Source organism: Micromonospora sp. WMMD1082, assembly GCF_029626175.1.
Taxonomy (GTDB): Bacteria; Actinomycetota; Actinomycetes; order Mycobacteriales; family Micromonosporaceae; genus Micromonospora.
Genome location: NZ_JARUBM010000002.1, coordinates 949,023 through 963,780 on the forward strand (window position 1 = coordinate 949,023; position 14,758 = coordinate 963,780).

A 14,758-nucleotide genomic window follows, 5' to 3' on the forward strand; every position below is an offset into this window, starting at 1 on the left:
GAGGTGTTCGTCGTCAGATCGGGGTGCGGTGGATCGGCCTCGTCACCCGTAGACGCCGCGGGCCTGGTCGCGAACGATGCGGCCGCTCTCGATCTCAATGACCCGGCGGCGCATCTGGTTCACGATGTTGGAGTCGTGCGTGACCATCACGACGGTCGTGCCGGTGCGGTTGATCCGGTCCAGCAGGCGCATGATCTCGATGGACGTGTCCGGGTCCAGGTTTCCGGTCGGCTCGTCCGCCAGCAGGATCAGCGGGCGGTTCACGAACGCCCGCGCCACCGCCACGCGCTGCTGCTCACCACCGGAGAGCTCGTGTGGGTAGCGGTGCTCCTTGCCACCGAGGCCGACCAGTTCCAGCACCTCCGGCACGACCCGGCGGGCCACCGCCTTGGTCTTGCCGATCACCTCCAGCGCGAAGGCCACGTTCTCGTACGCGGTGCGGTTGGGCAGCAGCCGGAAGTCCTGGAAGACGCAGCCGATGGAGCGGCGGAAGTGCGGGCGCTTCCAGGACCGCATCGACGTGACATCCTTGCCGTTGACGACGACGCGCCCCTTGTTGGGGGTCACCTCGTGCAGCAGCATCTTGATGATCGTGGACTTGCCGGAGCCGGATGGACCGATGAAGAAGACGAACTCGCCCTTGTCGATCGACACGGACACGTTGTCGAGCGAAGGCCGCGACGCCTTCGGGTACGTCTTCGTCACTTGCTCAAGCTGAATCACGGGTGGTGAGTCTACGCGGTGTAACTGTCGTGCCAAGTCCCACGCCCCACCGTTGCGGGACAAGTCATCGAATCAGCACGTCACGTAGAGATCGACGAAGCGCTCCGCCAACGATCGGTCACGCGCTGTCGCCGGCGAGTTGCTGCTGCTTGCGCCACCGGATCCCCGCCTCGATGAAGGAGTCCAGCTCACCGTCGAAGACCGCGCTCGGGTTGCCGGTCTCCTGCTCGGTACGCAGATCCTTCACCATCTGATACGGGTGCAACACGTACGAGCGCATCTGGTCACCCCAGGAGCCCGCCGCGTCGGTCTTGAGGCCCTGAAGCTTGGCCTGCTCCTCCTGGCGCTTGCGCTCCAGCAGCCGGGCCTGCAGCACGCGCAACGCGGAGGCCTTGTTCTGTAGCTGCGACTTCTCGTTCTGGCAGGTCACCACGATGCCCGTCGGGATGTGGGTGATCCGCACCGCCGAGTCGGTGGTGTTGACGCTCTGCCCGCCCGGGCCCGAGGAGCGGTAGACGTCGATCCGCATCTCGTTCTCGGGGATGTCGATGTGGTCGGTCTGCTCGACCACCGGCAGCACCTCGACCCCGGCGAAGCTGGTCTGCCGCCGGCCCTGGTTGTCGAACGGGCTGATCCGCACCAGCCGGTGCGTGCCGGACTCCACGCTGAGCGTGCCGAAGGCGTACGGGACCTTGACCGTGAAGGTGGCCGACTTCAGGCCCGCCTCCTCGGCGTACGAGGTCTCGTAGACCTCGGTCGGGTATCCGTGCCGCTCGGCCCAGCGCAGGTACATCCGCAGCAGCATCTCGGCGAAGTCGGCCGCGTCCACGCCCCCGGCGCCCGCCCGGATGGCCACCAGCGCCTCCCGGGAGTCGTACTCGCCGGAGAGCAGGGTGCGGACCTCCATCTCCTGGATCGCCTTGCCGAGCCCGGCGATCTCCGTCTCGACCTCGGTGAGCACCCCCGAGTCGGACTCCGCCTCGGCCAGTTCCAGCAGTACGCGCGCGTCGTCCAGCCGCGACCGCAGGCTGCCGAGCTTGTCGATCTCGCCGTTGACGTACGACAGCTGCGAGGTCACCTGTTGGGCGCGGGCCTGGTCGTCCCAGAGATCCGGGGCGGATGCCTCCTGCTCCAGGCGGGCCTTGTCCGCGCGGAGGCGGTCGAGGTCGAGCACCGCCTCGATGTTGCGCAGGGTGGCGTCGAGGTCCTTGAGCTGTTCGGCGAAGTCGGCAGCGGTCACGACAGACAAGGGTACTGCTCGGACGAGGAGTGAGCTTGCGAGCCCCGCAGTCCGAGCCAAACCAACCCCGCTCGGACGAGGAGTGAGCTTGCGAGCCCCGCAGTCCGAGCCAAACCAACCCTGCTCGGACGAGGAGTGAGCTTGCGAGCCCCGCGGTCCCGCGCCGCAGCTGGCGGGGGCGGTCAGCCGGCGGGGGCGCTCTTGAGCCAGGACAGGGCGGCGCGATGGTACGCCACGGCGAACTCCAACGCGCTCGCGTCGTACGTGTCGCCTTCCTTCTTGGCGTTCTTGACCTGCTCGCGGACCCGGGCCAGCGCGTCCGTGTGGTACTCGTTGGCCGCGGCCTGGAGGTTCTTCAGCTGGCTCGGAGAGTGCAGTTCGCCGAAGGCGATGCGCAGGGCGATCGGGTTGCGGATGGTGTCCCGCCCCGGGTCCTCTGCCAGCCAGCGGGAGAATGTCCGTTTTCCGGCTGCCGTGATCGCGTACGGCTGACTCATCCGCGGCCCGGGCTTACCCAACCGGACGAAACCTCGCTCGGCCAGCACCGGCAACTCCCGGTAGACCTGGCTGCGGGTCATCGACCAGTACGGCGCCAGCCGGCGCTCGGCGGCGGCCATCAACTGGCCACCTGTCATGGGACCCTCATGGAGCAGCCCGAGCAGGGCCGCCGCCGTGGGGTTGACTCCGGATTCCGCCATGCCCCTCACGCTGCCACTTTGCCGGGCCGGCGTCCAGGATTTCACCGTTTCGCCACCCATTGGGGTTTCCTATGTGCACTGTCGGCGCGCGACGGTCCATCTGCGTCCGGTGTCAAGGAGGAGCCCCTCCTCTACCAGGCGTTACGAAGGGGCCCTTCCGTACCTCCTCAGTGCATGTGGGGGTAGGTGTGGTCGGTGGGCGGGACGAAGGTCTCCTTGATCGTCCGGGGCGACGTCCAGCGGACCAGGTTGTGCCAGGAGCCGGCCTTGTCGTTGGTACCGCTGGCCCGGGCGCCACCGAAGGGCTGCTGCCCGACCACTGCGCCGGTGGGCTTGTCGTTGATGTAGAAGTTGCCGGCCGCGTACCGCATCCGCTCGGCCACCGCGTCGACCACCCGGCGGTCGGTGGCGAAGATCGACCCGGTCAGCGCGTACGGGGCGATCGACTCGGCCTGGGCGACCACCTCGTCGAAGCGGGCGTCGTCGAAGACGTGCACGCCGAGGATCGGCCCGAAGTACTCGGTGGTGAACGTCTCGTGTGCCGGGTCGCCGCATTCGAAGATCGTCGGTCGGACGAACCAGCCGACCGAGTCGTCGGCGGTGCCACCGGCGATGGTCCGGCAGCTGTCGTCGGTGGAGATCAGCTCCAGCGCGGCGGTGTGCCGGGAGAACGCCTTGTCGTCGATCACCGCGCCGCCGAAGTTGCGGAAGTCGGTGACGTCGCCGTAGGCCAGCCCGTCGGCGGTGGCGGCCAGCCGGTCGCGCAGGCCGCCCTCCCAGAGCGACCGAGGGAGGTACGCCCGGGAGGCGGCGGAGCACTTCTGACCCTGGTACTCGAAGGCGCCGCGGATCAGGGCGGTGTGCAGCGCGTCGGCGTCGGCGCTGGAGTGGGCGACCACGAAGTCCTTGCCCCCGGTCTCCCCGACCAGCCTCGGGTAGCCGCGGTAGGTGGCGATGTTCTCCCCCACTGTGCGCCAGAGGTGCTGGAAGACCTTGGTGGACCCGGTGAAGTGGATGCCGGCCAGGTCGGGGTCGGCCAGCACCACATCGGAGACCTCCTCACCCCGGCCGGTGACCATGTTGATCACGCCGGGCGGCAGGCCGGCCGCCTCGAAGAGCCGCATGGTGAAGTGGGCCGCGAACTGCTGGGTCGGCCCCGGCTTCCAGACCACCGTGTTGCCGAGCAGGGCCGGCGCCGAGGGCAGGTTACCGGCGATCGCGGTGAAGTTGAACGGCGTGACCGCGTAGACGAAGCCCTCCAGCGGCCGGTGGTCGAACCGGTTCCACACCCCGGCCGACGACATCGGCTGCTCGGCAAGCAGCCTGCGGGCGAAGTGCACGTTGAACCGGAGGAAGTCGATGAACTCGCAGGCCGAGTCGATCTCCGCCTGCACGACGGTCTTCGACTGGCCGAGCATGGTGGCCGCGTTGAGGGTGTCCCGCCACGGGCCGGAGAGCAGCTCGGCGGCGCGCAGGAAGATCGCCGCCCGCTCCTCGAAGGGCAGCGCCCGCCATCCCGGCGCGGCGTCCTTGGCCGCCTTGACGGCGGCCCGCGCGTCGTCGTGGGTGGCGTGCCCGGTGACCCCGAGCACGTGAGCGCGCCGGTGCGGCTGCACCACCTGGATCGGCTCGCCGCCGGCCATCCGCTGCTCGCCCGCGATGGTCATCGGCAGGTCGATCCGCTCGGCGGCCAGCTCGGTCAGCCGCCGCTGGAGCCGTTCGGCGTCGGTGCTGCCCGGCTCGTAGGTGCGCACCGGCTCGTTCTGCGGCTCGGGTACGGAGAACACGGCGTCCATCAGGGCTCCTGGCGATCTCGACGGCGGTGGCGAAACCGGCCCCGGGTGGCGGGACCTCGGCCAATCTTCCCACGCCCGCCGCCACACGATCACGCCCCGGCCACCCATAGACCACCGATCAGGAGGCCGACGACGAACTTCGACACGGATTCTTACCCGAAGGAGGCAGATGACCGAAGGAAAGCAGGCGCTGCGAGGTTCTAATGATCAGCCGCCCTCGACGCGTACGCTGGGTTGCCGGTGATGGTCCGGCCCGGTCGGGCCCGGCGGCGAAGGGACAACGATGACCAACGAGCCCGGCGGGTCCACCGCCGCGCAGCCCGACCACGCCGAGACCGTCGACCCGGCCACCGGCGGGCCCACCGACACCGGGCGTCCGGCACCCGTACCGGCCGCACCGGCCCTGGCGTTGCTGGCGACGGGCTGGCTCGCGGCGATGCTCTGGTCGACCCGGGAGGCGATCGGCTCGGCGACCGCCGGCGTCACCGCGGTCAGCCTCTCGGCCTTCGCGCTGCCCGGCGTGATCTCGGCCGCGCTGGTGGCCGGCGCGGCGGTGGGGCTGGCCGCCGGCACGGCGGTCATCCGCCGGGCCGACCGGGTGACCCTGCGATTCGCGGTGGCGCTCGGCGCCGGTCTGCTGGTCGGGCTCCTCGCCGCGCTCGCCATCGATCTCAGCTACGCCGGCGACATCACGACCCGCACGATCGCCGGCACCACCGCCGCCGCGGCCGTCATCGGCGGGGCGCTCGCGGGTGCCCGCAACGGTGCGGCGGTCGGGGCCGTGGCCTCCTCGGCGCTGGGCACGCTGATCTTCGTGGTGGTCTTCAGTGTGGCGCGGGATCCGCTGTTCCAGCTCTTCGGCGCCGGCGACAGCCAGCAGTCGCTGGTCACCGCGGCCAGCTGGGTCTCCCGAACCGAGTCCGTGCTGGCCGGGCTCATCGCCGGCGGCCTGGCCTTCGGCTACCTCACCTGGGCCCGGCGACGGGCCGTGCGCGGTGGCACGTGGTCGGGGCCGAACTGGCCGGCGTACCTGGTCGCCGGTGCGGGGCCGGGGCTCCTCCTGCTGCTCACCGAGGTGATCATCCGGATCGGTGGGCGCTCGCTGATCGACCTGGCCGCCGCGCTCAGCGAGGCGGACGCGGTCGCACAGACCTCGCTCGGCACCTCGCGGGTGGACAACGCCATCTGGGTACTGTTCGTCGGCGCGCTGACCGCCCTGGTCAGCTTCGGCCGCACGCTCGGCTCGCCGCCCGACGACGAGACACCCGCCGACGAGACACCCGGCAACGAGACGGCCGACGACGAGACGGCCGGCACGGACGGCGCCCGGACCGGGGAGGCGGGCGACCGCGCCGCCGGCCGCTGACCCGGGCCGGCGGGGCGGCCCTGAGCGGAGACCGCGCCGGTCAGTCCTCGGCGGAGGCGGCGCGCAGCAACGACTCCAGTTCGCTGGCGTCGTACCACTCCAGTTCGTGGTCCTCGGCCCCGTCGACGGTGAACTGCGCGTCGGGGTCGCCGGCCAGCGCCTCCAACACCACCTGCGCGGCGGCGGCGATGTCGGCCGCGGCGTCCGCGCCGTCGACGTGGATGGCCGCCACGGCGGAGACCGGCACCGGGGCACGCAACTCGACCACGCTGGATCCCAGCTCCCCGTCGCCCCGGCCGATCGTGGCCGGGGGCAGGTCCGCCGAGACGACCACCCGTCGGCGCGGCGCGGCCGGGTCGTGGCGGATCAGCTGGAGGGCGTCCTGGGCGGCGCGGGTGAAGGCGACGTACTCCAGTTCCTCCTCGTCGCCCTCCGCATACCACTCGCGCAGCGTCGGCGTCACGGCATGCGCCTGCGGCACGGCGAGGCCGTGCTCGGGCAACCCGGCCAGCATCGGCACGGTCGCCGGCACGTAGACCCGGACAAGCTCGTCGGTCACCGGTGGTCTCCCCCGCTCTGCTCCCTCGCCGGCGATGCCGCCGGCCCGGCGGACGGCCACGCCGTACGCCCTGACCGTCATACACCTCGCACCGCCCCGGTGGAAGTTCCGGGGCGAGCCGGACTGTTCGTGGCGGCCGGCGGGCCAGGGGACCGGTTGGCCCAGATCCTGCTGTCGATGGCAAACTGAGGCGAACGACGCCAACCCGGGGAGTTTCGGTGGAGCCCAGGTTCCTGCTCCTGTCCGACGTGGCCACCGAGCTGAACGTGTCCGACTCGCAGGTCTACCACATGGTACGCAGCGGCGAACTGCCCGCGATCAAGATCGGCGGCCGGGGTCAGTGGCGCGTGGAGCGGGCCCGCCTGGAGGAGTACATCCAGCACAAGTACGCGGAGACCGCCGAGTGGGTACGCGGTAACCCGCTGACCGAGCGCGACCCCGAGTAGCCGCACGATATCGGTCAGGCATTGACCATCGCCTTACCCATGCCCGAGAATCGAGGTTGTCGGAAGCAAACGAAGGCAAACGCAACGAGTTGCGGTTGAGCTAGGGGGCAGCACGATGACCGACCTCCAGCGACCCGGGCCGGCGCGACCGCCCGTGCGGTTGCGCCCCGCGCCCGCCCTCGACCCGCCCTTCCTCGACGAGGCAGCCGCCGGCTGGCGGCCGGCCGACGGTCAACTCGCGCTCGACCTCTTCGCCGCCGACCGGCAGTGGCCCACCGGCCGTGAGCCGGACCGGCCGCCCACCCGGTGGGGCGCCCCCCGCTCCGGTCTCCGGTCGGTCGCACCGGGCACACCGACATCGCACGACTCCGGCCCGCGAACCCGACCCGCCCCGGCCAGGCCGGACCCGAAAGTGGCCCGGCACCTGCCGCCCGGGGCACTGGCCACCGCCACCCCGGCGGCGAATCGGGTCGCCCACCGGTTCGTCGCCACCTGCCTGGAGGTGCTCAACGGCTTCCGGCCGCCGGTGCAGTTACGGCGCCAGCTCGACCCGGCCCGGGCCGCACAGCTGCTGCCCGAGCTGGCCCGCGCCACCGCCCGCGGAGCACCGGCGCGGCGCCGCTCGACCCGTGCCGGCCTCCGGCTGCGTCAACTGCGCGTCTGCCAGCCCCGGCCGGCCGCCATCGAGGCCGCCGCGGTGCTCACCGGCGCCGCCGGACGCAGCTGGGCGATGGCGTTGCGCCTGGAGCACCGGCGGGGCAACTGGCTCTGCACCGACCTGCGCGTCCTCTGACCCGCCTCGCCAGTCCTGTCGCCGGCCGCTCTCAAGCCGTGCTCGCCCCGGGCGAGCCGCGGCCCGGGCTGCGGTCCGCCAAGGCCCCGACTCTCACCGATGCGGTGCGTTGTCAGTTGGCCGACGGGCCGCCGGGGGCGCCGTGGCAGCGCTTGTACTTGCGGCCCGAGCCGCAGGGGCACGGCGCGTTGCGCGACGGACCGTTGCTGGCGGTCGCCTGCCCCGGTGCCGGCTGGCGGGCCGCGCCGACCGGAGCCGCGGGGCCACGCAGACCGGAGCTCGGGCGCTGCGGCGCGGCCGGGGCCGTCCGCCCCGGTGCCGCCGGGGTGCCCGGGTCCGGGCGACCGATGCCGAGCGCGGGAGCCCGCTGCTCCTCACGCTGCACCGCGACCCCACCGGCACCGGCCTCGCCGTCGATGGTCGGCGCGGAATACTGCAACCCCTGCTGCTGCGGCGCGCGGCCCAGACCCTTGGCCCGGATCTCCACCGGCTTGTCCAGCAGCTGGACCTCCTCGGCCTCCGGCTCCGGCTCGTTGACCTGCACCTCGAGGTTGTAGAGGAAGCCGACCGTCTCCTCCTTGATGCCCTCCATCATGGTGGTGAACATGGCGAAGCCCTCGCGCTGGTATTCCACCACCGGGTCGCGCTGGGCGTACGCCCGCAGCGAGATGCCCTCCTGGAGGTAGTCCATCTCGTAGAGGTGCTCGCGCCACTTCCGGTCGATGACCTGGAGCAGCACCATGCGCTCCAGCTGCCGGGTGCCCTCGGTGCCGAGCTGCTCCTCGCGCCGGTCGTACGCGGCGTGCGCGTCCTCCTTGAGCCGGGCGACCAGAAAGTCGGCGTCGATGCTGGCCCGCGACCCGCCGGCCTCCTCCTCCAGCTCCTCGACGGTGACGCCCACCGGGTAGAGCTGCTTGAGGTTGGACCAGAGCTGCTCGAGATCCCAGTCCTCCGCGTAGCCCTCGGAGGTGGCCCCCCGCACGTACGCCTCGACGGTGTCGTCGATCATGTTGCGGACCTGGTCGGAGAGATCCTCGCCGTTGAGTACGCGCAGCCGCTCGGCGTAGATCACCTGGCGCTGCTTGTTCATGACCTCGTCGTACTTGAGGACGTTCTTGCGGATCTCGGCGTTCTGCCCCTCGATCTGGGCCTGCGCGCCCTTGATCTGCCGGGTGACCATCTTCGACTCGATGGGCACGTCCTCCGGGATGTTGAAGCGGTCCATGACCGCCTCCACCGCGCCGGAGCGGAACCGCTTCATCAGGTCGTCCTGCAGCGACAGGTAGAACCGCGACTCGCCCGGGTCGCCCTGCCGGCCGGACCGGCCGCGCAGCTGGTTGTCGATCCGCCGGGACTCGTGCCGCTCGGTGCCCAGCACGTAGAGCCCGCCGGCGGCGGCGACCTCCTCCGCCTCGGCGTCACAGGCCTGCTTCCACGTCGGCAGGACCTCTTCGAGGGCCTTCTCGTACTCCTCGGCGTTCTCCAGCGGGTCGAGCCCACGCTGGTGCAGCTCGCTGGCGGCGAGGAACTCCGGGTTGCCGCCGAGCAGGATGTCGGTGCCTCGGCCGGCCATGTTGGTGGCCACCGTGACCGCGCCCCTGCGACCGGCCTGGGCGACGATCTCCGCCTCCCGGGCGTGGAACTTCGCGTTCAGCACCGAGTGCGGGATGCCCCGGCGGCGCAGCAGCTGGGACAGGATCTCGGAGTTCTCCACCGAGACCGTGCCGACCAGCACCGGCTGCCCGGCCTGGTGCCGCTCGGCGATGTCCTCGACGACGGCGTTGAACTTGGCCTTCTCGGTCTTGTAGATGACGTCGGCCCGATCCTCCCGGACCATCGGCCGGTGCGTCGGGATGGTCACCACGCCGACCTTGTAGACCTTGTTGAACTCGCCCGCCTCGGTCTGGGCGGTACCGGTCATGCCGGAGAGCTTGTCGTAGAGGCGGAAGTAGTTCTGCAGGGTGATGGTGGCCAGGGTCTGGTTCTCCTGCTTGATCTCCACCCCCTCCTTGGCCTCGATCGCCTGGTGCATGCCCTCGTTGTAGCGGCGGCCGTGCAGGATGCGGCCGGTGAACTCGTCGACGATCAGGACCTCGCCGTCGCTGACGATGTAGTCCTTGTCGCGCTTGTAGAGCTCCTTCGCCTTGATCGCGTTGTTCAGGTAGCCGACCAGAGGAGTGTTCACCGACTCGTAGAGGTTGTCGATGCCGAGCCGGTCCTCGACCTTGGCCACGCCGCGCTCGGTGACCGCGATGGTGCGCTTGGAGAAGTCGACCTCGTAGTCGCCCTCGCCGTCCTTGCCCACCTGTAGGCGGGCCACCACGGCGGCGAACTCGCCGTACCAGCGGGCGGAGTGCTCGGCCGGACCGGAGATGATCAGCGGGGTGCGGGCCTCGTCGATCAGGATGGAGTCGACCTCGTCGACCACGGCGAAGTTGTGGCCGCGCTGGACCAGTTCCTCCTTCGACCAGGCCATGTTGTCGCGCAGGTAGTCGAAGCCGAACTCGTTGTTCGTGCCGTAGGTGATGTCGCACTCGTACGCCGCGCGGTGCTCGGCGGCCGGCCGGTTGGGCAGCACCACGCCGACGGTCAGCCCGAGGAACTCGTGCACCCGACCCATCCAGGCGGCGTCACGCTGGGCCAGATAGTCGTTGACGGTGATCACGTGCACGCCCTTGGCGGACAGCGCGTTGAGGTAGACCGGCATGACCGAGGTCAGGGTCTTACCCTCACCGGTCTTCATCTCGGCGATGTTGCCGAAGTGCAGCGCCGCGCCACCCATCACCTGCACGTCGTACGGCCGCTGGCCGAGCACCCGGGCCGCCGCCTCGCGGCAGACCGCGAACGCCTCGGGCAGGAGGTCGTCCAGGGTCTCGCCCTCGGCGAGCCGTTCCCTGAACTGCTCGGTCATGTCGCGCAGCTCGTCGTCGGTGAGGTTGACGTAGTCGTCCTCGATCGAGTTGACGGCGGCGGCGATCGCCTTGAGGCGGCGCACCATGCGCCCCTCGCCCGCGCGGAGGACCTTTTCCAGAATCGACACGGATCAACGCTCCCCTAGACAGTCTCGAACCATCGTAGGCGCTCCATCGCGTCGATGGTCACTGGTGGCGGCGGTCGGCTACGGCGAAACCGACATATCACGCCCAGGTCCCGCCCGTGTCCCCGGTTATCCGGTTACGCCGTGGGCGAACGATCCGGCACTATGACCGGGATGGAGCCCGTGGAGATCACCGAGGACGGCCTGGTGCTGCGGCCGTGGCGCCCCGCCGACGCCGACACCGTGCACCGCGCCTTCCAGGACCCGGACATCCAGCGCGGGACCGCCGTACCCCGCCCGTTCCTGCCCGAACACGCACAGAAGTTCGTTGCCGCCCGGACCCGCCAGTGGGAACTCGACACCGGCGCGCCCTTCGCGGTCTGTGCGGCCACCACCGGCGAGTTGCTCGGCGGCTGCGGGCTCAACGCGATCGACCGCAACCACGAACTCAGCGAGGTCGGCTACTGGACCGCACCGTGGGCACGCGGTCAGGGCGTCGCCGTGCGCGCCGTCCGGGCGCTGTCCCGCTGGTCCTTCGACGAGTTGAAGCTGCGCCGGCTGCTCTGGGGTGCCCGGGTGGGCAACCACGCCTCCCGGCTGGTGGCGCTGCGCGCCGGGTTCCGGATCGAGGGCAGACTGCGCGCCGCCGACCCGGCGTACGGCACCCACGAGTGGTTCGGCTCGCTGCTCCCCGGCGACGTACCTGCTCCCGGCGAGGTCGGTCCGGCGGGTCCGGGCACGCTGGAAGCCCGTCGGGCGGCCGTCTTCGGCCGGCCGCAGCCCACCCTGTTCGCCACCGCCAGCGCACACGAGCTGGGTCTGCGCCCGATGGAGGAGCGCGACCTCGACGACATCGTCGACACCTGCCGCGACCCCGAGACGCTGCGCTGGACGACGGTCCCGGAGGGCTACGAGCGCACGGACGCCGAGGATTTCCTGTCCTTCGTCCGGGGCACCTGGGCCGCCGGCAGCAGCGCCTGCTTCGTCATCACCGACGCCGCCGACCGGTACGCCGGCTCGATCGACCTGCGGCTGTCGGCCACCGACCCGCTGGTGGCCGACGTCGGCTTCGTCACCGCACCATCCGCCCGGGGCCGGGGCTACCAGCCGGCGGCACTGGCCGCGGTCTGTGCCTGGGGCTTCACGACGCTCGGGCTGGCCCGGATCGAATGGCAGGCCCAGGTGGGCAACGTCGCCTCCCGGCGGGTCGCCGAGAAGGCCGGCTTCACCCTGGAGGGCACGCTCCGTCAGGCGCTGCACCACCGTGGCGTCCGGGTGGACGCCTGGATCGGCGCGCTGCTCGCACGGGATCTGACGTGAGCCAGCCGAGGCAGCCACCGGCCATCGAGGCGTACGGGGTGCGGCTGCGTCCGTTCCGCCTGGGCGACGTCGGCGACATCGCCGCCGGCTGCGCCGACCCGCTCACCCAGCGGTTCATCGACAGCCTGCCCAGCCCGTACACCGAGGCCGACGCCCGGTGGTGGGTCACCGAGGGCGCCCCCGCCGCCGTTGCCGGTGGCGGGGCCGCCTACGCCATCGCGGACCCGGCCACCGACCGGCTGCTCGGCACCGTCGGGCTGAGCCACCCGGTGCCGCAGCGCGGCCAGGCGGAGATCGGCTACTGGGTCGCACCATGGGCGCGTGGTCGGGGGGTGGCCACCGCCGCCACCCGGTCCCTGGCCGCGCACGCCTTCGCCACCGGCACCGCCCGGCTGGAACTGCTCACCCACGTCGAGAACGCGGCCAGCCAGCGGGTCGCGCTGGCCACCGGGTTCCGGCCCGAGGGGGTACGCCGCGCCGCCGCGCCGCTACGGGACGGTGGCCGGCGGGACCTGACGGTGTGGGTACGACTCGTCGACGACCCGCCCGGCCCGTCGACGCGCCCGCTGCCGGATCTGCCCGGCGGCCGACTCACCGACGGCGTGATCATGCTGCGCCGCCTCGGCCCCGAGGACGGTGACGAGACGTACCGCCTGCACATCGACCCGGAGGTGGTGCAGAGCCGGGTACCCCCGGTGCCGGCCGCCCGCGACGAGGTCGACCGGCGCTGCCGCGCCGCGGAGGGTCAGTGGCTGGTCGGCACCGCCGCGGCCATGACCGTCCTCGACGCGGCGTCCGGGGACTTCGTCGGCAACTGCACCCTGATCTACGACCAGCCCGCCACCGGCCAGGCGATGCTCGGCTACAGCCTGCTGCCGCGGTGGCGGGGGCGGGGGTACGCCACCCGCACCGTGACGCTGCTCGCCCGGTGGGGGTTCGACCACGTCGGCCTGTCCCGGTTGTGGGCCGGCACCCTGCCGGAGAACGTCGCCTCCCAGCGGGTGCTCCAGAAGGCCGGATTCCGCAGGGAAGGGCTGCTGCGTGGGCGGCTGCCCGGCGCGGCCGGAACCCGGGCCGACTCGACGGTCTACGGCCTGCTGCCCAAGGACCTGGCGGGCTGACCGGCCGCAGCGCTCCGCCGGCTCACGCGGGCCGGCCCGCCGGCCCGGGTCGAGGCACTCGACCCGGGCCGGCGTCACCGGTCAGATGTCCAGCGAGATGATCCCGTAGTCGTAGGCGTGCCGCCGGTAGACCACACTCGGCCGGCCGGACTCCTTGTCCTGGAACAGGTAGAAGTCGTGGCCCACGAGTTCCATCTGGAAAAGGGCGTCGTCGATGGTCATCGGCTCGGCCGGATGCACCTTCTCCCGCGCGATGTGCCACGGCTGGTCGTCCGCGTACTCATCCTCGGGCCGCTCGGCCACCGCGGTGGCGGTGCCGTTCTCCGCGGGCGCGGCCAGCGCGGGCAGATCGGTCACCGGCAGGCCGGCGGTGGCGGCGGCGACCGACAGCGGCGCGTGCCGGCCCCGGTGGACCCGGCGCCGGTCGGCGGCGCGGCGGAGCCGGGCGTCGAGCTTGGCGATCGCCGCGTCCAGGGCGCTGTAGAAGTCGTCCGTGCAGGCCTCGGCCCGGATCACCGGGCCACGGGAGAAGCAGGTTATCTCCACCCGCTGGCAGTGATCGGCCTGGCGCGGATTGCGCTCGTGGAACAGTTCGACATCGACACGGATTAGCTTGTGGTCGTAGCGTTCGATCTTTGCGAGTTTGTCTGCTACGTGCACCCGGTAATGGTCCGGCACTTCGACGTTGCGGCCCTTGACCACGATGTCCACGTGACCTCCCTTGTTCGGACGGTCTTCGATCCGAGAACTCCGGTCGCGCCCGGGGATGGCCCCTTTTCGGCGTCGACCGGTCGATACGGCTACGCCTCCTCTCACCGTCGAGGGTGGGTGGGATGGCCTTCCTACCCCCGACAGCCAAACGCTAACTCCTGTTAGCCCGGCAGTCACCCCCGGTTGCCAAGACCACCCGTGAATTTCCACACCTCATACACGATGGGGTGAAACGGAAACACGATCGGTCACCGCCGGTGCCTTTTCTCCGTCGCGGCGAGCACCGCCGCCGCCGACGGCGCCAGCCCGTGCGCGGTCAACGCGCGACTCACCGCCGCGACGGTGGCCCCGGTGGTGACGATGTCGTCCAGCAGCACCACGCGCGATCCTCGGGGCGCCGGTCGGGTGCCCGGCCGGACCTGGAACGCGGCCGTGGCTGCCGCCGCCCGACCGGCGCTGTCCAGCGTGACCGAGTCCGGCCGGGGCGACGCGCGCACCGGCCGGTGCACCCGTACCGGCCAGCCCGCCGCCCGCAGCCGGCGCGCGCAGTGCCGGGCCAGCCGGCCGAGGTGGTCGCCGTAGCGGGCCCGGGCCGCCGCCGGGGTGTCCGGCACCGGTACCAGCAGCACCGGGTGCGCCGGGCCGACCGCCGCCGCGACGACCTCGGCGAGCAGGATGCCGAGCGGCCGGGCCAGGGCGTGCCGGCCGTGCTCCTTGTACGCCAGCAGCGTCTCCCGTAGCGGTCCGCCGTACGCACCGAGGGCGTGGCAGGGCGGCAGGTCCGGAGGGGCCGGATCGGGCCGCACGGGACCGGGGCGCAGCGACCGCAGCGCGGTCACGCAGTCCGGGCAGACGCCGTGTCGCAGCCCCGGTCGGCGGTCCCGGCAGCCGGCGCACTCGGTGGGCAGCACCAGGTCGGCCAGGTCCGCCCAGAGCCCGCCCACCATG

The 14,758-nt window shown here is 71.7% G+C and carries 13 protein-coding genes; 5 read left to right on the plus strand and 8 right to left on the minus strand.

Annotated features, from left to right (window positions below):
- Positions 1 to 42 precede the first annotated feature (42 nt).
- From ftsE to pruA, 4 genes are all read right to left on the minus strand, one after another.
- The gene (gene ftsE, locus O7615_RS04565) at positions 43 to 723 is read right to left on the minus strand and encodes a cell division ATP-binding protein FtsE (protein ID WP_013731749.1); all 681 of its coding nucleotides are present in this window, start codon (positions 721 to 723) and stop codon (positions 43 to 45) included.
- A gap of 118 nt (positions 724 to 841) precedes the next feature.
- Positions 842 to 1,963 (minus strand): peptide chain release factor 2, encoded by a 1,122-nt coding sequence (gene prfB, locus O7615_RS04570; protein ID WP_278176000.1) that lies wholly within the window; start codon positions 1,961 to 1,963, stop codon positions 842 to 844.
- A 182-nt stretch (positions 1,964 to 2,145) separates the two neighbouring features.
- Positions 2,146 to 2,661 carry a PadR family transcriptional regulator gene (locus O7615_RS04575; RefSeq protein WP_278176002.1) on the minus strand — a complete coding sequence of 172 codons (516 nt, stop codon included), beginning with the start codon at positions 2,659 to 2,661 and terminating at the stop codon, positions 2,146 to 2,148.
- 167 nt (positions 2,662 to 2,828) lie between these two features.
- Complete coding sequence (pruA, locus tag O7615_RS04580; protein WP_278176003.1) at positions 2,829 to 4,457, minus strand: L-glutamate gamma-semialdehyde dehydrogenase; 1,629 nt, start codon at positions 4,455 to 4,457, stop codon at positions 2,829 to 2,831.
- Positions 4,458 to 4,740: 283 nt separating this feature from the next.
- Between pruA and O7615_RS04585 the strand changes: the two genes are divergently transcribed.
- Entirely contained in the window at positions 4,741 to 5,823 is a 1,083-nt protein-coding gene (locus O7615_RS04585; RefSeq protein WP_278176004.1) for a hypothetical protein, read from the plus strand.
- A 40-nt stretch (positions 5,824 to 5,863) separates the two neighbouring features.
- On the opposite strand, the gene O7615_RS04590 is transcribed toward O7615_RS04585, so the two are convergent.
- Positions 5,864 to 6,382: a hypothetical protein gene (locus O7615_RS04590; RefSeq protein ID WP_278181969.1), complete on the minus strand. Its 519-nt coding sequence runs from the start codon at positions 6,380 to 6,382 to the stop codon at positions 5,864 to 5,866.
- A gap of 218 nt (positions 6,383 to 6,600) precedes the next feature.
- Here O7615_RS04590 and O7615_RS04595 point away from each other — a divergent pair, with 218 nt between their 5' ends.
- Both O7615_RS04595 and O7615_RS04600 read left to right on the plus strand, forming a co-directional pair.
- On the plus strand, positions 6,601 to 6,828 hold the full coding sequence (locus O7615_RS04595) for a helix-turn-helix domain-containing protein (protein WP_278176005.1): 228 nt from the start codon (positions 6,601 to 6,603) through the stop codon (positions 6,826 to 6,828).
- 115 nt (positions 6,829 to 6,943) lie between these two features.
- Positions 6,944 to 7,621, plus strand: coding sequence for an Rv3235 family protein (locus O7615_RS04600; protein WP_278176006.1), 678 nt, complete (start codon positions 6,944 to 6,946; stop codon positions 7,619 to 7,621).
- Between the two features lie 112 nt (positions 7,622 to 7,733).
- Here the strand turns inward: O7615_RS04600 and secA are convergent, their stop codons facing one another.
- The gene (gene secA, locus O7615_RS04605) at positions 7,734 to 10,661 is read right to left on the minus strand and encodes a preprotein translocase subunit SecA (RefSeq protein WP_278176007.1); all 2,928 of its coding nucleotides are present in this window, start codon (positions 10,659 to 10,661) and stop codon (positions 7,734 to 7,736) included.
- Between the two features lie 171 nt (positions 10,662 to 10,832).
- Between secA and O7615_RS04610 the strand changes: the two genes are divergently transcribed.
- Positions 10,833 to 11,978 carry a GNAT family N-acetyltransferase gene (locus O7615_RS04610; RefSeq protein WP_278176008.1) on the plus strand — a complete coding sequence of 382 codons (1,146 nt, stop codon included), beginning with the start codon at positions 10,833 to 10,835 and terminating at the stop codon, positions 11,976 to 11,978.
- Positions 11,975 to 13,099, plus strand: a complete 1,125-nt coding sequence (locus O7615_RS04615) for a GNAT family N-acetyltransferase (RefSeq protein WP_278176009.1) — start codon at positions 11,975 to 11,977, stop codon at positions 13,097 to 13,099. Before O7615_RS04610 ends, O7615_RS04615 begins: the two co-directional genes overlap by 4 nt.
- 81 nt (positions 13,100 to 13,180) lie before the next feature.
- Here O7615_RS04615 and raiA read toward each other — a convergent pair whose 3' ends face one another.
- Positions 13,181 to 13,810, minus strand: a complete 630-nt coding sequence (gene raiA / locus O7615_RS04620) for a ribosome-associated translation inhibitor RaiA (RefSeq protein ID WP_278176010.1) — start codon at positions 13,808 to 13,810, stop codon at positions 13,181 to 13,183.
- Positions 13,811 to 14,058: 248 nt separating this feature from the next.
- On the minus strand, positions 14,059 to 14,757 hold the full coding sequence (locus O7615_RS04625; protein WP_278176011.1) for a phosphoribosyltransferase family protein: 699 nt from the start codon (positions 14,755 to 14,757) through the stop codon (positions 14,059 to 14,061).
- Position 14,758 lies beyond the last annotated feature (1 nt).

Excerpts from the sequence above, each read along its gene's own strand:
- O7615_RS04600 (WP_278176006.1), top strand. The coding sequence starts at position 6,944 with ATGACCGACCTCCAGCGACCCGGGCCGGCGCGACCGCCCGTGCGGTTG.
- O7615_RS04585 (WP_278176004.1), top strand. The coding sequence starts at position 4,741 with ATGACCAACGAGCCCGGCGGGTCCACCGCCGCGCAGCCCGACCACGCC.
- O7615_RS04610 (WP_278176008.1), top strand. The coding sequence starts at position 10,833 with ATGGAGCCCGTGGAGATCACCGAGGACGGCCTGGTGCTGCGGCCGTGG.
- O7615_RS04575 (WP_278176002.1), bottom strand. The coding sequence starts at position 2,661 with ATGGCGGAATCCGGAGTCAACCCCACGGCGGCGGCCCTGCTCGGGCTG.
- O7615_RS04625 (WP_278176011.1), bottom strand. The coding sequence starts at position 14,757 with ATGGTGGGCGGGCTCTGGGCGGACCTGGCCGACCTGGTGCTGCCCACC.
- pruA (WP_278176003.1), bottom strand. The coding sequence starts at position 4,457 with ATGGACGCCGTGTTCTCCGTACCCGAGCCGCAGAACGAGCCGGTGCGC.